Raw genomic sequence first — 17,377 nt, 5'->3', positions numbered from 1 at the left:
GGACCGTGTGTGCATACTAATTTGTAAAGCGCCATGACGAAATAGTCGGCAGCGATTGATCGGCATCGAGTGAGGAGCCGCGGAATGAACTACCAGCCCACTCCCGAGGACAGGTTCACGTTCGGTTTGTGGACGGTCGGCTGGCAGGGCCGTGACCCGTTCGGTGACGCCACCCGGCAGGCCCTGGACCCCGCCGAGTCGGTGCGGCGCCTGTCCGAGCTGGGCGCGTACGGCGTCACGTTCCACGACGACGACCTGATCCCCTTCGGGTCGAGCGACACCGAGCGGGAGTCGCACATCAAGCGGTTCCGGCAGGCGCTGGACGCGACCGGCATGAAGGTGCCGATGGCGACCACGAACCTGTTCACGCACCCGGTGTTCAAGGACGGCGCCTTCACGGCGAACGACCGGGACGTGCGCCGTTACGCGCTGCGCAAGACGATCCGCAACATCGACCTCGCGGTCGAGCTGGGCGCGAGCGTCTACGTGGCCTGGGGCGGCCGGGAGGGCGCGGAGTCCGGCGCGGCCAAGGACGTGCGGGACGCCCTGGACCGGATGAAGGAGGCATTCGACCTGCTGGGCGAGTACGTCACCGAGCAGGGCTACGACCTGAAGTTCGCGATCGAGCCGAAGCCGAACGAGCCGCGTGGTGACATCCTGCTCCCGACGGTGGGTCACGCCCTGGCCTTCATCGAGCGCCTCGAACGGCCGGAGCTGTACGGGGTGAACCCGGAGGTCGGCCACGAGCAGATGGCCGGTCTGAACTTCCCGCACGGCATCGCCCAGGCGCTGTGGGCGGGCAAGCTCTTCCACATCGACCTCAACGGCCAGTCGGGCATCAAGTACGACCAGGACCTGCGGTTCGGCGCGGGTGACCTGCGGGCCGCGTTCTGGCTCGTCGACCTGCTGGAAAGGGCCGGGTACGCGGGCCCGCGGCACTTCGACTTCAAGCCGCCGCGGACCGAGGACTTCGACGGCGTGTGGGCGTCGGCGGCCGGCTGCATGCGCAACTACCTGATCCTCAAGGACCGGGCCGCGGCCTTCCGCGCCGACCCGCAGGTGCAGGAGGCACTGGCCGCGGCGCGGCTGGACGAGCTGGCCCGCCCGACCGCCGAGGACGGTCTGGCGTCCCTGCTGGCCGACCGGAGCGCCTACGACACCTTCGACGTGGACGCCGCCGCCGCACGCGGCATGGCCTTCGAGCACCTCGACCAGCTCGCCATGGACCACCTCCTCGGCGCCCGCTGATCCGTCCTCGCCCCTGTGCACACGGGCTCCGGCCCCCTCCCGCGGGAGGGGGCCGGAGCCCGTGCGGCTCGGTCGACGGCCCCGGATCCGTGCGCGCCGGACGGGGCGGGGGAGAGCCGAGGAGCCAGAACAGCGCAGGTCAGGTCTGGTGAGGGCAGTGCCGGCCGGGCTCGGTCGGGCCGGGCGTCAGGTCTCGTCCCCCGTTGCGAGGGCCGCGGCGGCGAGGGCCGTCGCCGGGTCCTGGTCGGCGCCGCCCACCGGGACCCAACGGCCGTGCTCCCTGCGGTACGGCCACCAGCGTCCCTCGCGGTCCAGGCGGAGCTGGTGCGGTGCGCCGACGACGGTCCACCGGTTGGCGCGCGCCCGCAACGACGGCCGCTCGTCCTCCTCCCAGGCCGATTCCAGTGCCGCACGCGCGCGTGCGGCAGCGTCGCCCTCCACCGCCCACTCCTCCTCGAGCACGGACAGGGCGGCCCCACCGCCGAGCCGCCACGCGCGTACGGCCGCGGCCAGGGCCTCCCGCGTGCGCCCGGAACCATCACTGAGGCGGTCCAGCACATCGGGACCGGGATCCCCCGCGGCCAGACGCACCGCATCCTGTGCCACGGTCGGCTCCGGGCCCACGGCCCGCCCGTCGTGCCCGGCGCGCAGGGCCTCGGCGAGCAGGCGGTGCGCCTCCGCAGCCGTCCGGGAGGCCAGGAACGACAGGCAGGACGGCTCGACGCCGGGCGGGGCGGCCGCCTCCGTGTCCAGGGACGGCGGTACACCCGGACCGTCCCCGAGGCCGGGCGGTGCGGGCAGCGGCGGCAGTACCTGTCCCGCCGCGTACGCCTCGGCGGCGTCCACCCCCTCCGGTCGGGGAGCGACCGCTTCCGCGGGCGCGGAACCCTGAGTCTGGAGGGCCTCGAGTACGGCGCCCTCCGCGCGGCCCCGCATCAGCAGCAGGACGAAGGGATCCTGGTCCAGCAGCCTGGCCACCTGGTAGCAGAGCGCCGCGGTGTGCCCGCAGTGGTCCCAGGCGCCGCAGTCGCACTCGGGTTCCAAGTCGCCCATGCCCGGCAGCAGGTCGATGCCGGCGGCCGCGGCGTCCTCGACCAGGTGCGGCGGCATGTCACGGTCCAGCAGCGCCGCGACATGCCCGGAGCGCTCGATCGCCATGTCGACAAAGCGGTCCCACTGCGCGTCGGAGAGCCGCTCCAGCAGTACGTCGGCCCGATGCGCCGTACGGTCCCTGTCGTGGACGACCGCGGTGATGCGTCCCGGCCGCACCGACACCGCGCCGACCGCTCCCGCGCGCGCGAGCCTGCGTCCCGTCTTCACCTGCGCCGCGTCCATCGCCGCGTCCTCCAGCGCCTTCAGCCAGGCGCGACCCCACCAGGTCTGCGCGAAGCCCCGTCCCTGTGCGGGCGGCAGCGCGACGAACGTCCGTTCCGCCTCGTTGTCGTACCGAGTCATCGCGTACCCCCTCGCAGTTCGACCAGGTCGGCCAGTTCCGCGTCCGTCAGTTCCGTGAGCGCCGCGTCGCCCGAGCCCAGCACGGCGTCGGCGAGTTCCCTCTTGCGGTTCAGCAGGGCGGCGATGCGGTCCTCGATGGTCCCCTCCGCGATCAGCCGGTGCACCTGCACGGGGCGGGTCTGGCCGATCCGGTAGGCACGGTCGGTGGCCTGTGCCTCGACGGCCGGATTCCACCAGCGGTCGTAGTGCACGACGTGCTCCGCGCGCGTGAGGTTCAGTCCGGTACCTGCCGCCTTCAGCGACAGCAGGAAGACCGGAACCTCGCCTTCCTGGAACCGCCGCACCATCGACTCCCGTGTGGGGACGGAGGTGCCGCCGTGCAGGAACATCGACGACACTCCGCGCACCGCCAGGTGCTGCTCCAGAAGCCGTGCCATCTGCACGTACTGCGTGAAGACCAGCACGCTCGCCTCCTCGGCGAGGATCGTGTCGAGCAACTCGTCCAGCAGTTCCAGCTTCCCGGAGCGGCCGGTGATCTTCGGCCGGTCCTCCTTGAGGAACTGCGCCGGGTGGTTGCAGATCTGCTTGAGGCCCGTCAGCAGCTTCACGATCAGGCCGCGCCGCGCCATGTGGTCGGCTCCGGCGATCTCCGCGAGCGCCTCGCGCACCACCGCCTCGTACAGCGCCGTCTGTTCCGTCGTCAGCGACACGGGGCGGTCCGTCTCGGTCTTCGGCGGCAGCTCCGGTGCGATTCCGGGGTCCGACTTGCGGCGTCGCAGCAGGAAGGGCCCTACGAGCCGGGCCAGTCGCTCCACCGCCGCCGGGTCCTGTCCGCCCTCGACGGCCTGGGCGTAGTGCCGGCGGAAGCTGCCGAGCCGGCCCAGCAGCCCGGGTGTGGCCCAGTCGAGGACGGCCCACAGCTCCGAGAGGTTGTTCTCCACCGGGGTTCCGGTCAGGGCCACGCGCGCGCGGGCGCTGATGGAACGCAGTTGCCGCGCGGTCTCGGAGTACGGGTTCTTCACGTGCTGCGCCTCGTCCGCCACGACCATGCCCCACGAGACCGCGGAGAGCCGGTCGGTGTCCAGACGCATGGTGCCGTAGGTGGTCAGCACGAACTCGCCGTCCGCGAGGTCGTCGAGGTCGCGGCGGGTGCCGTGGAAGCGGCGTACGGGCGTGCCGGGTGCGAACCGCTCGATCTCCCGCTGCCAGTTGCCCATCAGGGAGGTCGGGCAGACCACCAGGGTGGGACCGGCAGCCTCCGCGTCCGTCTGCCGGTGCAGGTGCAGGGCGATCAGGGTGACGGTCTTCCCGAGCCCCATGTCGTCGGCGAGACAGCAGCCGAGGCCCAACGACGTCATGCGCACCAGCCAGTTGAGGCCTCGCCGCTGATAGTCGCGCAACGTGGCCCGGAGGGCGGTCGGCTGTGCCACGGCCTCCTGCGCCTCGGGGTCGGCGAGGCGTTCCCGCACCGTCGCCAGCCATCCCGTGGGCCGCACCTCCACACGGCGTCCGTCGACCTCCGTGGAGCCCGTCAGAGCGGCGGCGAGCGCGTCGACCGGCGTGACCTTGTGGTCCTGCCGGGCGCGGGCGCGGTGGGCCTCCTCCGGGTCGACGAGCACCCACTGGTCGCGCAGGCGCACGACGGGGCGGTTCGCCTCGGCCAGCAGGTCCAGCTCCTCGCGCGTAAGGCCCTTGCCGCCCAGGGCGAACGTCCAGTTGAAGGCGAGCAGTGCGTCGGCGGACAGGAACGACGCGCCGGTCTCGGACCCGGTGGTGCGCGAGCCCGGATCACCGTCCGGGGGCCCCACCTCGGCGTGCTCGGTCAGGTCGCGGGCCAGCTCCCTCGGCCAGTGCACGTCGACTCCGGCGTCGGCGAGCGCCAGGGACGCGGAGCCGAGCAGCTCGGCGATCTCTGCGTCGGTGAGCGCGACCGCGTCGGGAACGGCCGCCGACAGCAGGGGGGTGAGCGAGGGCCAGGCCCGTGCCGCCCGGCGCAGGGCGAGCAGGGCGTCCATTCGCGCGCGCGTGCCGAACGCGGCGCCGACGGTGCCGGCCCACACCTCGGCGGTGTCCGCGACCAGCGCGGGATCACTGACGCTGTGCACCTGGGGCACCACCCGGAACGTCGGCCGGGCGTCCTGGGGAGCCGCGGCCGACAGTCCCCGCACCTCGACACGGAGCGACAGCCGTACGCCCGTGTCGTGCCCCGCGGCGACGTCCAGGGCCCATTCGCGCAGTTCGGGGGAGAGCCGCGGCTCCCGCGAGGCGTAGGCGGGCCCGGCCGTCACCAGTGCGGCGGCGGGGGAGCGGGGCAGTGTGTCCGCGACGGCGTCCAGGAAGGAGCGCACCAGGTCCTCCGGGTCGGGCAGACGCGGGGGGCCGGTGTCGTCGACCGGGACCGCGTGCGCCTCGGGCGGCATGGCGGCGGCGAGATGACGGACCCGCTCGGTCTCCTGTGCGCCCAGCGGACCCGCGCGCCAGGCGTCGTGTTCGGCCGCGGACAGGCCGGGCAGCAACAGTCCGCGTGCCACCAGGTGCAGGGCCTCGACGGCGACCGCTCCCCAGAACACCGACGCCCGATGCCCTTCCTCGTGGGCACGCGCGCGCGTGAGTACCGGCAGGGCGGCCCGTACCGGGAGCAGCAGCGCGGGCACGCTCACCGCTTCGACGCCGTCGTCTTCGGGCAGTACGACCGTCAGGCTCCCCGGGGTACCCGACGGGATGGTGCCGGGTGCTTCGCCGTCGGGCCGCCAGAAGGCGACCGTGCCGGTGCGGGCCGGATCGCCGGGCAGGAAGACGGCGCAGCAGTCGGCCAGTGCGGAGATCTCGGAGGGGGTCGGAAGAGCGTTCTGCGCAGCGATGACTTATTCCTCAAATTTGACTAGCCGGGATGCGGCGGCCGAGTATATGCGACTGCTGACTCCCTGGGCTGCGATTTGTTTGTGGCATGGCTCACTATTCAAAGGGGGAGGTGTCTCCCGACGCCCCCTCCGGACTCGGTCGCCGACGAACTCTCAGGGGCGAGTAGGGGTCGGTCCTCAGGGAGTTCTCAGGGTCGTGCTGCGGAACCGCCGGGAGCGCGGGCCCGTTTTCAGGACAGAGAGCGGCAGTGGCCGCGAAGGAGGCGACATCATGTCGAAGAACGCCAAGGTCGCAGCGGGGGGTGTGGCGGCCGGACTCATCCTGCTGATCTGGCTGCCCTGGTGGGCCGCCCTGCTGATAGTTCTGGGAGTCCCGGCCGCCGCTTACCTCACGCTCGATCCCGCGCAGCGGCGCAGGCTGCGCCGTGTCTCACGCAGGGAGATAGGCCGTTGAGGCGCTGATCCGCACCGGGGCGTCGCGCCGCCGGTCGTGCGGGGAAGCGCAGGCCGGGAGCCTGCGCTTCCCCACACCGAGCGGTGGGACGTCTTCCGTGTCCCCGGTCAGCTCGGCCGTACGGCCATCTTGTCGAGGGCCTCCAGGAGCCCGGGCAGCGACGGTCCCCGGCCCACCGGCAGGACCTCACCGGGCTCCTCGTCGAGCAGGACGAACGCGATGTCGTCGGTCCTGGCGACGAGCGACCAGCCGGGGCCGTCGGCACGCAGCGTCCGCGCGTCGCCCGGCGCGAACGACGACCTGACCCGGCCGAGGGGCGGCGGTGTGTCGATGTAGGCGCGTGCCTCGGCGAGGACTCGTCGGACGCCACCGTGCCCGAAGGTCCCGGCGCCGGTCCGGTCGTCCGTTGCAACGACGTCGTCCGTGGCAACGGCCTCGTCCATGGCAACGACCTGGCCCGCGGCCGCGGCCGACGTGCCCTCGCCGGTGCTCGCCCCGGCGTCCGCACCGGCTTTCGTGCCGTCACCGGGGGCACCGGCCTGCGAACCGGCCTCGCCGCCCGGCATCGGGAACTCCGCGTCGTCGATCTGCTCCCGCCACTGCGCCCACTGAAGGGCGATCTCGTCGGCTCCCAGACGGCGCTGCGCCGGCCCCCAGACGCTGGTGTCCGGCGGGCACAGCGCGGGCTGGTCGGTGGACTCGGGCCCGGGGTCGTGCGGCACGGGTACACCGGGTGCCGCCACGGCGACCGCGAGGGGCCAGCCGGGCAGCGCGGTGACGACCGTCCGCTCGTCCGGCGACAGGTCGTACTCCATGCCGCAGTCCCAGGACGCCACGGCGACCGCGACCAGCGAGACGTCGTCGATGACAACGGTCCACCGGGCGCCGTCGCCGTCCTGGCCGAGCACCAGGCCGTAGCCGTCCGCCAGCGGTGGGAGACCGAGCGCGGCGCACGCCTCCGGGTAGTCGTCGCCCAGCACACTCGGAAACTTCGCCGGCGTCAGCAGCACCGCCGTGAGCACATAGAGCGCATCGTCCGCGGCGGCGACGGCGTCCTCGTCCGTCCCGGCCATCCCAGCCTCCCCATCGGTTCGTCCAATGGCGGGCACCCTAGTGCGCCCGGGAAGCCCTTGTCACGACTCCCAGACGCACTCGAGCTGCAGCTTTCCGGTTGGACGGGGGCGAATCGACCACCTGGCGGACGAGGCGCGACACTCAGGTCGCGGGCAGCCCGAGGAGGGCGCGGGCCACGTCCCGCGGTGGTTCCCGGCGCTCCCGGGCGAGCGCGATCACGGCCCGGCACGCCAGTTCGTTGACCCCGAACGACAGGGCCTCCGGCGACACGCGGCCCGCCGCCTCGTCGATCCGGTCCTGATCGTCCTCCACGCACGCCGAGACGTAAGCGGCGGCGGCCTCGAACAGGTTGTGCGAGCGGGACCCGCCCCCCGCGGTCCCCTCCTTGCTCCCCTCCGTGCGCCGAGCGGTGCGGGATCTGTCCCAAGCCTCGCGGATCCTGCCGAACAAGTGGACCACCCTCCCCATGCCGTCACCCTGGCCGACCGTGCATCTCCTGCTACTCAACGTAGAGTTGAAGGCCCATCGACAGAAGGGGGCGGTCACGTGGCGCGGCGGTTCGAACTACTGGCACGGATCCGGCGGATGGATCCCTACGCGGACGCCTCGGAGATCTATCGGCTCTCCTCGGCCTACGAGTTCCCCTGGGACTTCGCCCGTGCTCTGGAGTTGGCGCTCTACCGCACCTACGCCGTGCCGAGCATCGGCCGGCTGCTCGCCGAGACGGCGGAGTTCACCGACCGGCCCCAGAAGCGGTACGACGACACGGCTCTGCTGCTCGACGCCGTGGTCGAGCACGGATTCGACAGCGAGCAGGGCCGCACGGCCATCCGGCGCATCAACCGGATGCACCGCAGCTACGACATCACCAACGACGACATGCGGTACGTCCTGTGCACGTTCGTCGTGATCCCCGCACGCTGGATCGACACCTACGGGTGGCGCAGGATGTCGCGCCACGAGAGAGTCGCCTCCGCCGTTCACTACCGCACGCTGGGACGGCACATGGGCATCAAGGACATCCCGGGCTCCTACGAGGAGTTCGAAGCCTGTCTCGACGCCTACGAGGAGGCCCACTTCGCCCGGGACGAGGGCGGCCGCCGCGTCTCCGACGCCACGCTCGACCTCATGGCCTCCTGGTATCCGCGCCCGCTCGCCCCGCTCCTGCGGGCCGGGACCCTCGCCCTGCTCGACGAACCCCTTCTGCGGGCCTTCGGTTACGCTCCGCCGGGCTCCGCCACCCGCGCGGCCGTGCGCCGGGCCGTCAGGCTGCGCGGACGCGTGGTCCGCCTGCTGCCGCCGAGGCGTGCCCCGCACCACGCCCGTCAGAACCGGGAGATCAAGGGCTACCCGAACGGCTACCGGCTGGCCGACCTGGGCACCCGTCCGGTCCCCGGCGTCCGGGGCTGTCCGGTCCGCCACATCGGCTCGTCGGCCGCCGAGTGAGGTGAGCGTCTCCCGATGCGAGTCCGGCCCGGGAGAAGAGCTCCCGATCTCAGCCCGCGCGGGTCGCCAGGGCCAGGAACCGGTCGTCCTCGTCGACATACGCCGTCATGGCCCATCCGGAACCGCTCAGCAGCGGCCGGAGGTTGTGCTCCGCGCGCAGGTCGTCCGGTGTGAGCTGCCGTTTCTGCCGGGCCGCGAGGGCCGCCCGGCCGATCGGGTGGAACAGCGCGAGCACACCGCCCGGACGTACGACGCGCGCCAACTCCCGCAGGTTCCCCGCGGGATCGGGCAGGTGCGCGACGAGACCCGCCGCGAAGACCGCGTCCATTGCCCGGGAACGCAGGGGTAGCGCGGAGACGTCGGTGAGCAGCAGCTGCCCGTCACGGTCGCGGCCGGCCCGTACGGCGGCCTGCAGCATGGCAGGCGTGAGATCGGCGCCGACGACCAGCCCCGTCGGCCCCACCGCCGTACGCAGCGGGGGCAGGGCCCGACCGGTGCCGCACCCCGCGTCCAGTACGCGATCGCCTTCGCGCAGCCCCAGCTCGGCGACCGCGGCCGCGTAGGCCGGGCCGTCGTCGGGGAACCGGCGATCCCAGTCGGCGGCCCGGGAACCGAAGAACTCCTGCACGCGCGTGTGGTCGTCGCTCATGCCTCGCATGATCCCCCAAGAGCACGGAAGATGCCGCAGCGCACATGTTCGAGCGTGACGCGATCGTTCCAGCGCCTCTCTGGGTCAGATAGCAACACCTTTCGAAATGCGCCCCCGTTGTGCGCCCCGATCGGGACTAGCGTCCCGGGGCCATGGGACACCTGGACCACGCCGCCCTGGGTTGGCTGACCCCCGCGCTGTCGTACGCGATGGCCTGTACCGGGGCCGCCCTCGGACTGCGCTGCACCGTGCGCGCCCTGGCCGCCACCGGGCGCACGCGCCGCAACTGGCTTCTGACCGCGGCCTCGGCCATCGGCACGGGCATCTGGACGATGCACTTCGTCGCCATGCTCGGCTTCCGGGTCAGCGGCACCGACATCCGGTACGACGTACCGCTCACCCTCGTGAGCCTGCTCGTCGCCGTACTCGTCGTCTGCGCCGGCGTCTTCGCCGTCGGCTACGGCCGCAACCGGGTGCGAGCCCTTCTTCTCGGCGGACTCACCACGGGGTTGGGCGTAGCGAGCATGCACTACCTCGGCATGGCGGCCATGCGCCTGCACGGCGAGGTGAGCTACGACCCGGTACGCGTAGGGCTCTCCGTGCTCATAGCCGTGGCAGCCGCCACCGCGGCCCTGTGGGCGGCGCTCAACACCGAGTCGGCCCTCGCGGTCACCCTCGCCTCGCTGATCATGGGGGCGGCCGTGAGCAGCATGCACTACACCGGCATGTTCGCGGTGAGCGTGCGCGTCACGCCCTCCGGCGAGGCGCTGCCCGGGGCCACGGCGATGCAGTTCATCTTCCCCCTCGCCGTCGGCCTCGGGTCCTACCTCTTCCTGACGTCGGCCTTCGTCGCGCTGTCGCCGACGGCCGGGGAGCGCGAAGCGCCCGCCTCCGCCCCGCAGCAACCCGCTGGGAGCACCGCCCCGTAACGGCGGATCCGGGCCGCAGGGTCCGCGACAACGCACCGACCCCGTCCCGAGCGAGGAGGCCATGCGCCCACCCCGTACCACCCCGGCACGTCCCACGTCCGAAACAGGCGCCGACGCGCCGTCCGACACGCCGTCCCGGCCGTCCGTACGCGGCCGCCGCGCGCACGCCGGACCACCCGCCGACGAAGGCCCGACGGAGCCTGCCGACGAGGCACCGGCCCCGTCCGCCACGCGCGCGTGGCCGACGCGCATACAGCCCCGCACCGTGCGCGCCAGGATCGTCTGCCTCCTGATGGTGCCCGTCGTCTCCCTCCTGGCCCTGTGGGCGTACGCCACCGTCACCACCGCCCAGGACATCTCCCGGCTGCGGCAGGTCCAGCGCGTGGACGCCCGTGTCCGGGTCCCCGTGAACGCCGCCGTCGCCGCCCTGCAGGCCGAGCGGCTCGCCGCCGTCCGGCATGCCACCGAACCGTCGTCGGTGCCCGGTGCGGACTTCCGGGAACTGACCGCGCGCACCGACCGCGCGGTGGGAAAGCTGCGGCTCGGTGACCACCACACCGTGGCCGACAGCGAGGAACTGCCCGCCGGAGTGGCCCGGCGACTCCAGGCGTTCGTCAGCGGCGCCGAACGACTGGGGCCGCTGCGCACCGCCGTCCTCGACCACCGCGCGGACTGGGAAGACACCTACCGCCGTTACACGGCGGCCATCTCGACGGCCTTCCACGTGGGCGGCGCGCTGAGCGGTGTCCAGGACGCCGATCCGGGATCCGACGCGCGCGTACTGGTCGAATTCGCCCGCGCGGGCGAGGCACTGGCCCAGGAGGACGCGCTGCTGGCCGGCGCCCGCCTGGCCGACGGGCTCGCCGGTGCGCGACTGCGCCTGTTCACCGGCGCCGTCGACACACGCCGGACGCTGACCGGGGCCGCCGTCGCAGATCTGGGCGGCGACGAAGGCGCTGCCTGGCGGAACCTGGCCGACAGCGATGCCTACCTGGCCGTGGGCGCCACGGAGGACCGGCTGCTCGGCAGTGGCGCGCGCGGAAAACCGCTCGAGGCGACAGCTCCCCGGTCCGCCTGGGACGAGGCACACGCGCGCGTACGGGACGGCATGCGGGCGATCGAGCGGGACGCCGGACGCTCGGTCGCCGACCGGACGGACCCGTTCACCCAGGGTGTGCTCACGCCGGCCGGGGCCGCCGTCCTGTTCGGTCTCCTCGCCGTCGCCGCGTCGCTCGTCATCTCCGTCCGCATCGGCCGCGGCCTGGTGGTCGAACTGGTGAGCCTGCGCAACAGCGCCCTGGAGATCGCCCGGCACAAACTCCCCGAGGCGATGCGCAGACTGCGCGCGGGGGAGGAGATGGACATCCGGTCCGAGGCACCGCCCCGGCCTCCTGCCGAGGACGAGGCCGGACAGGTCGCCGAGGCCCTGGCCAGCGTGCACCGCGCCGCCCTGCGCGCCGCGGTGGAGCGCGCCGAACTCGCCGGCGGCATCGCGGGGGTCTTCGTCAACCTCGCCCGGCGCAGTCAGATCCTGGTCCACCGTCAACTGAGCCTCCTGGACAGCATGGAACGGCGTTCCGACGACCCGAACGAACTCAGCGACCTCTTCCGGCTCGACCACCTGACCACCCGTATGCGCCGCCACGCCGAGAGCCTGATCATCCTCTCCGGAGCCGCGCCCGGCCGCGCCTGGCGGATGCCCGTCCCCCTGACCGACGTGGTGCGTGCCGCCGTCTCCGAAGTCGAGGACTACGCGCGCGTGGAGGTACGGCAGCTGCCCGAGGCGTCCGTCAGGGGCGCTGCCGTAGCCGACGTCACCCACCTCCTGGCGGAGATCATCGAGAACGCCGCGCAGTTCTCACCGCCCCACACGCGCGTGCGGGTCACCGGTGAACCCGTCGGCAACGGCTATGCGATCGAGGTCGAGGACCGCGGCCTCGGCATGGGCAAGGACGCCCTCGCCGACGCCAATCACCGCATCACGCGTTCCGGGACACTCGACCTGTTCGACAGCGACCGGCTCGGCCTGTTCGTCGTCAGCCGACTCGCCGCCCGGCAGGACATCAAGGTGCACCTCGGGACCTCTCCCTACGGCGGCACCACCGCAGTCGTCCTCCTGCCCACCGCACTCCTGCACAGCGAAACCGCGGCGGTCCCTGCCGGGGAGGCACACCAGACGGCCGGGGACGAGGAGAACCTGTACGCACGCGTGCCCGGACCAGCCGGGCAGCAGGACCCCGTTCCCGCACCGGTCGACCGGCCGGCGCTGACATCCGCAGTACCGGCGGCAACGCGCACCACCACTGCGGGCCGGCCTCCGGGAGCGCCCGCCCTGCGACTGCACCGTTCCTCCGACGCACCCGATGCCTCCGAAGCCGCCGCGAGGAGCGACGACTCTCCCGAGTCGCAGCCGACGGGGGAGTCCGACGGCCTTCCCCGCCGGGTACGGCAGGCCAGTCTCGCCCCCCAGCTGCGCGACGGAAGCTCCGTGGGCCCGGCGCGGCCCGGCCCGCCGCGCGGCGACGAGGAGCGCACCCCCGAGGCCGTGCGGGACCGGATGACCGCATACCGCGACGGCTGGTCGCGCGGCGGTGGCCGTCGCCCCGGCCGCCCGGCACCGCCGGAGCCACCGCCCGGCGACAGCACCGAAGGAGACCCCGCATGATCCAGAACTCCGGCACGGGAGCCGCCCGGCGGACCCGCGAACTCGACTGGCTCCTGGACGACCTGGTCGGACGCGTGCACGAGGTGCGACACGCCGTCGTGTTGTCGAACGACGGACTCGCCGTGGGCGCGTCGAACGATCTGGGTCGCGAGGACGCCGAGCACCTCGCTGCCGTCGCCTCCGGCTTCCACAGCCTGGCCAAGGGGGCGGGCCGGCACTTCGGCGCCGGGGGCGTGCGCCAGACCATGGTCGAAATGGACGACGGATTCCTGTTCGTGGCCGCGGCCGGAGACGGCTCCTGCCTCGCCGTCCTCACCGCCGTGAGCGCGGACATCGGTCTCGTGGCCTACGAGATGGCACGGCTGGTGAGACGTGTCGGCGAGCACCTGCACACCGCGCCGCGTGCCGCCGTACGGCCCTCCTTCGGCGCATGACCCGGAAGGGCCTCAGGGATGACCGACGACATCATGGGCGCCGGCCGGGAAGGACCGGGCAGCCAGTGGTACGACAACGAGGCCGGACCACTCGTCCGCCCCTACGCGATGACCGGCGGCCGCACCCGGCCGGGGCCCACGGGAGTGCGGTTCGACCTGATCGCCCTCGTCACGCGCGAGGTCGGCGCACCGGACGTCGACGACGCCGTGCTCGGACCGGAACACCGCACGCTGATCGACCTGTGCCGCACGGAAACCCAGTCGGTCGCCGAACTCGCCGCCGACGCGGATCTTCCCGTGGGTGTCGTCAGGGTGCTCCTCGGCGACCTGGTGGAACTGGGGTGTGTGACCGTCAGCCGCCCCGTGCCGCCGGCGCAGTTGCCCGACGAACGGATTCTGCGCGAAGTCATCGACGGACTGCGCGCCCTGTAGAGAAGGCCGAAAGCCCATGACAGGCACGAACACGACCGGCACGACCGTGCCCGGCACGACCGTGCCCGGTGTGACCAAGACCGGCACCCACATGCACGACCACCCGCACCGAGAGAAGTGATCGATGGTCTCCGAACGCTCCGACGCCACGGACGGCGACACGACCGCGCTGGCGTTGAAGATCCTGGTCGCCGGAGGGTTCGGCGTGGGCAAGACCACCCTGGTGGGCGCAGTCAGCGAGATCAGGCCGCTGCGCACGGAGGAACTGCTCAGCGAGGCCGGGCAACTCGTGGACGACACCGACGGCATCGACCGGAAGGTCACCACGACCGTTGCCATGGACTTCGGCCGCATCACCATCCGTTCCGGTCTCTCCCTCTACCTCTTCGGCACGCCGGGGCAGGACCGGTTCTGGTTTCTCTGGGACGAACTGGCGCAGGGCGCGCTCGGCGCCGTCGTCCTCGCCGACACCCGGCGCCTCGCGGACTGCTTCCCCGCGGTGGACTACTTCGAACACCGGCACATCCCGTTCGTGGTGGCCGTGAACTGTTTCACGGGAGCGCGCCGCCACGACGAGCACAGCGTCCTCAGCGCTCTCGACCTCGACCCGGGAACGCCCGTGGTGCTGTGTGACGCCCGGGACCGCGACTCGGGGAAGGAAGTGCTGATCCGGCTCGTCGAGTACGCCGGGCGGATGCACACCGCCCGGCTCCTCGACTCCGTCCGCTGACCGGGCCTGCGCCGACGACAGGGTCGCTCAGTACTCGTCCTCGGTTCCTGCTCTCACGCCGCGACCGACTTCTGGGCAAGGACCTTGTCCACGGTGACACGCACGAGGAGTTCGCCCGGGACGCCGTTGCGCGCCCCGAACTCCTCGGCGCGTTCCTCACCCATGTAACGGGCGCCGATGCGGGCGGCCCAGTGCCGCAGTTCGCCGAGATCCTCCGAGATCCGCGCACGCCCCTGCAGTACGACGAAGTCGAAGGGCGGCCTGTCGTCGTCCACACACAGCGCGATGCGGCCGTCACGGACCAGATTGCGCCCCTTCACGGTGTCCTTGCCGGTGTTGAACACCAGGTCGTCCCCGTCCAGCAGGAACCAGATGGGCGCCACATGCGGGCTGCCGTCGGCCCGAACGGTCGAGAGCTTTCCGGTGCGGGTGCCGTCCGAGACGAACGCCCGCCATTCCTCATCGGTCATCTTCTGTGCCATGCCCCCATCCTCCTTGCCCGGAGCACGGGCGTGGTGAAGGCTGGCGGACGGATCCCCCGGCCAGGGGGAGGCAACGCGTACGGGGAGACAGGGAGACACGGGGAGATCGGATCATGGTGCAGAACCAGGGACTCGGCTGGTTGCTCGACGACCTGACCGCGCGCGTCGAACACGTACGGCACGCGTTGGTCCTGTCCAACGACGGACTGGTGACCGGGGCGAGTACGGGCCTGCGACGCGAGGACGCCGAGCACCTAGCCGCCGTCTCGTCCGGACTGCACAGCCTGGCGAAGGGCTCGGGTCGCCACTTCGGCGCCGGTCAGGTACGGCAGACGATGGTCGAGTTCGACGACGCGGTGCTGTTCGTCACCGCTGCGGGGTCGGGCAGTTGCCTGTGCGTGCTCAGCGGGGCGGAGGCCGACATCGGGCAGATCGCGTACGAGATGACACTGCTCGTGAACCGGGTGGGCGAGCACCTCGACGTCGATGCGCGGCAACCGGGACGGATATCACCCACGGAGCCCTGACCTGTGCTTTCGATGTCTCCAGTGGTCGGCCGCAGAGTTATCCACAGGCTCGTCACGGATCTCGCGACTGCGGCTACGGTTTTTGTGTCAGCGGGCGCGAACGGCGCCGGCCACACACTCCACGGGGGACGACCATGTCCGGCAACACCATCACGCACAACGTCGCCGAAGCCGGCGAGCGGACCGGCGCAACCCGCAGTGCCTCGGTCACCCGTCATCGAGCGGCGCGCGAACTGGGCCTCAGGCGCGGTGACCTCGACCTCGCGGTTCAGCTCGGCCGAGTCCGCACGGTACCCGACGACGGGGGAGGCGGGCGGCGCGTCCCCCGCGACGAGATCGACCGCATCCGGGCGGCGGACGGTTTCCCGGACGTGCTTCGGGCCGCTGTCCGGGCTGTCGGGACCACGGAGGGCGCGGCCCTCATGGACGTGACCACGGCCCGGTTCACCCGTCTCGCACGGCTGGGGCTGCTGGTGCCCGTGAAGTTCTACCTCAACAGGTACCGCGCCGTGGTCTGGCTGTATCTGGCGGAGGAGCTGCGCCGGTTCGGGGCCGACGAGCGCAGCACCGCACTGCTGAAGGGGCGCACGCCCGAAGGACTGCGGGACCAGCTGGGAGACGGTCTTGACCTGCGTCCTCGCAACTGGCGGGGAAGGCACCTGGGATTCCTGCTCCGGCAGGCGGACGACCCCTGGGCCCGGGCCGCGGCGGTGGCGTCGCTGCTCGACGCCGCCGAGATCTCGGACGTCGTCACGGATCCCTATGAGCGCTCCTACCTGCGCCGGTTCCGTCCCGCACTCGCCACGCACGGCGCGCCGGGCTCCCCGGCCGCGCAGCTCGCCGAGGAGATCGCCACGGCTGCCGACCCGGACGAGGTCGACTGGCTGCGCTCGGATCTGGCGGCCGCGGTGGACACGGCCCGCCGACATCGTCCGGCGCCCCGCCCGGCCACGCACGTCGTGCCGCACCCGCCCGGTCCGCAACCCCTGGCGCGCGGGACGGCGGAACCGGTGCCGCGCGAGGCGGAGGACGCCGTGCCGCCCGAGGCGGAGCAACCCGGACGGCTGAGCAGCCTGCTCGGCAGGCTGTGGCGCAGGGACTCCTGACCTACAGGGCCCGGAAAAGCCCTTCCTGGACCACGGACACCAGCATGCGTCCCTCCCTGTCGTAGATCCGCCCACGGGCCAGCCCACGCCCGCCGGTCGCGATCGGCGACTCCTGGTCGTACAGGAACCACTCGTCGGCCCGGAACGGCCGGTGGAACCACATGGCGTGGTCCAGCGAGGCCATGTCGAACCCCCGGGGGCCCCACAACGGCTCCACAGGGATGCGCACGGCGTCCAGGAGCGTCATGTCGCTGGCGTAGGTCAGCGCGCAGGTGTGCACGAGCGGGTCGTCGCCGAGCGGCCCGACCGCGCGCATCCACACGGCGCTGCGGGGCTCGGCGCCCTTGACGTCCTCGGCGCTCCAGCGCAGCCGGTCGACGTAGCGGATGTCGAAGGGCTGGCGACGGGCCATGCGCTCCAACTGCTCCGGCAGCGCACCCAGGTGCTCCCGCACCTCGTCGGCGACCGTCGGCAGGGACTCCGGATCGGGGACCTTGCGGGCCGGCGGCAGCTGGTGCTCGAAACTCCCCTGCTCAGGCTTGTGAAAGGAGGCGGTGAGCGTGAAGATCGTGCGGCCCTGCTGCACTGCCGTGACCCGGCGGGTGGTGAACGACCGTCCGTCCCGGTCCCGTTCGACCTGGTACACGATCGGCACGCCGGGGCGTCCGGGACGCAGGAAGTACGCGTGCAGCGAGTGCACCGGGCGGTCGCCGTCGGTGGTGCGGCCCGCGGCGACCAGCGCCTGGCCGGCCACCTGGCCGCCGAAGACCCGCTGCAGCGACTCCTCGGGGCTGCGGCCACGGAAGATGTTGACCTCGATCTGCTCCAGGTCGAGCAGTGCGACGAGGCTCTCGGCCGGATTCGTCATGGGTGGGGTTCTCCTGT

17 protein-coding genes are annotated in these 17,377 nt (G+C 72.4%); 10 read left to right on the top strand and 7 right to left on the bottom strand.

The annotated features are described in order from the left end of the window. Positions 1-84: 84 nt before the first annotated feature. Positions 85-1,248: a xylose isomerase gene (xylA, locus tag IE258_RS16070; RefSeq protein WP_189744027.1), complete on the top strand. Its 1,164-nt coding sequence runs from the start codon at positions 85-87 to the stop codon at positions 1,246-1,248. A 186-nt stretch (positions 1,249-1,434) separates the two neighbouring features. Here xylA and IE258_RS16065 read toward each other — a convergent pair whose 3' ends face one another. Both IE258_RS16065 and IE258_RS16060 read right to left on the bottom strand, forming a co-directional pair. After that, positions 1,435-2,703, bottom strand: a complete 1,269-nt coding sequence (locus IE258_RS16065) for an SWF or SNF family helicase (RefSeq protein ID WP_189744025.1) — start codon at positions 2,701-2,703, stop codon at positions 1,435-1,437. Further along, a complete protein-coding gene (locus IE258_RS16060; protein WP_189744417.1) occupies positions 2,700-5,564 on the bottom strand; it encodes an SCO1167/SCO6262 family helicase in 2,865 nt (954 codons plus the stop codon). Before IE258_RS16060 ends, IE258_RS16065 begins: the two co-directional genes overlap by 4 nt. Before the next feature lie 271 nt (positions 5,565-5,835). Between IE258_RS16060 and IE258_RS16055 the strand changes: the two genes are divergently transcribed. After that, positions 5,836-6,018, top strand: a complete 183-nt coding sequence (locus tag IE258_RS16055; protein WP_159324636.1) for a tail-anchor membrane protein — start codon at positions 5,836-5,838, stop codon at positions 6,016-6,018. Positions 6,019-6,125: 107 nt separating this feature from the next. On the opposite strand, the gene IE258_RS16050 is transcribed toward IE258_RS16055, so the two are convergent. Then, positions 6,126-7,091 carry a hypothetical protein gene (locus IE258_RS16050; RefSeq protein WP_189744023.1) on the bottom strand — a complete coding sequence of 322 codons (966 nt, stop codon included), beginning with the start codon at positions 7,089-7,091 and terminating at the stop codon, positions 6,126-6,128. A gap of 142 nt (positions 7,092-7,233) precedes the next feature. After that, positions 7,234-7,560, bottom strand: coding sequence for a hypothetical protein (locus IE258_RS16045; protein ID WP_189744021.1), 327 nt, complete (start codon positions 7,558-7,560; stop codon positions 7,234-7,236). 117 nt (positions 7,561-7,677) lie between these two features. On the opposite strand from IE258_RS16045, the gene IE258_RS16040 reads away from it, so the two are divergent. Next, positions 7,678-8,538, top strand: a complete 861-nt coding sequence (locus tag IE258_RS16040; protein ID WP_189744019.1) for an oxygenase MpaB family protein — start codon at positions 7,678-7,680, stop codon at positions 8,536-8,538. Between the two features lie 49 nt (positions 8,539-8,587). Here IE258_RS16040 and IE258_RS16035 read toward each other — a convergent pair whose 3' ends face one another. Continuing rightward, on the bottom strand, positions 8,588-9,187 hold the full coding sequence (locus IE258_RS16035) for a class I SAM-dependent methyltransferase (protein WP_189744017.1): 600 nt from the start codon (positions 9,185-9,187) through the stop codon (positions 8,588-8,590). A gap of 152 nt (positions 9,188-9,339) precedes the next feature. On the opposite strand from IE258_RS16035, the gene IE258_RS16030 reads away from it, so the two are divergent. The 5 genes from IE258_RS16030 (at position 9,340) to IE258_RS16010 (ending at position 14,377) form a co-directional block, all read left to right on the top strand. Continuing rightward, entirely contained in the window at positions 9,340-10,116 is a 777-nt protein-coding gene (locus tag IE258_RS16030) for an MHYT domain-containing protein (RefSeq protein ID WP_189744015.1), read from the top strand. 61 nt (positions 10,117-10,177) lie between these two features. Further along, positions 10,178-12,781, top strand: coding sequence for a sensor histidine kinase (locus IE258_RS16025; protein ID WP_189744013.1), 2,604 nt, complete (start codon positions 10,178-10,180; stop codon positions 12,779-12,781). Next, the gene (locus IE258_RS16020; protein WP_189744012.1) at positions 12,778-13,215 is read left to right on the top strand and encodes a roadblock/LC7 domain-containing protein; all 438 of its coding nucleotides are present in this window, start codon (positions 12,778-12,780) and stop codon (positions 13,213-13,215) included. The genes IE258_RS16025 and IE258_RS16020 overlap by 4 nt, the downstream gene beginning before the upstream one ends. Before the next feature lie 18 nt (positions 13,216-13,233). Next, entirely contained in the window at positions 13,234-13,647 is a 414-nt protein-coding gene (locus tag IE258_RS16015) for a DUF742 domain-containing protein (RefSeq protein WP_189744010.1), read from the top strand. Between the two features lie 124 nt (positions 13,648-13,771). Then, positions 13,772-14,377, top strand: a complete 606-nt coding sequence (locus IE258_RS16010) for a GTP-binding protein (RefSeq protein WP_189744007.1) — start codon at positions 13,772-13,774, stop codon at positions 14,375-14,377. A 53-nt stretch (positions 14,378-14,430) separates the two neighbouring features. Here the strand turns inward: IE258_RS16010 and IE258_RS16005 are convergent, their stop codons facing one another. Next, the gene (locus IE258_RS16005) at positions 14,431-14,859 is read right to left on the bottom strand and encodes a PPOX class F420-dependent oxidoreductase (RefSeq protein WP_159324626.1); all 429 of its coding nucleotides are present in this window, start codon (positions 14,857-14,859) and stop codon (positions 14,431-14,433) included. A 113-nt stretch (positions 14,860-14,972) separates the two neighbouring features. Here IE258_RS16005 and IE258_RS16000 point away from each other — a divergent pair, with 113 nt between their 5' ends. After that, complete coding sequence (locus IE258_RS16000; protein ID WP_087810698.1) at positions 14,973-15,386, top strand: roadblock/LC7 domain-containing protein; 414 nt, start codon at positions 14,973-14,975, stop codon at positions 15,384-15,386. Positions 15,387-15,520: 134 nt separating this feature from the next. Then, positions 15,521-16,492 carry a DUF6397 family protein gene (locus IE258_RS15995; protein WP_189744005.1) on the top strand — a complete coding sequence of 324 codons (972 nt, stop codon included), beginning with the start codon at positions 15,521-15,523 and terminating at the stop codon, positions 16,490-16,492. A 1-nt stretch (position 16,493) separates the two neighbouring features. Here IE258_RS15995 and IE258_RS15990 read toward each other — a convergent pair whose 3' ends face one another. Next, positions 16,494-17,360 carry an acyl-CoA thioesterase gene (locus IE258_RS15990; protein ID WP_189744003.1) on the bottom strand — a complete coding sequence of 289 codons (867 nt, stop codon included), beginning with the start codon at positions 17,358-17,360 and terminating at the stop codon, positions 16,494-16,496. Between the last annotated feature and the right edge of the window lie 17 nt (positions 17,361-17,377).

The organism is Streptomyces tendae, from assembly GCF_014650435.1.
GTDB lineage: Bacteria > Actinomycetota > Actinomycetes > Streptomycetales > Streptomycetaceae > Streptomyces > Streptomyces tendae.
This window is presented reverse-complemented; position numbering and strand designations above follow the sequence as displayed.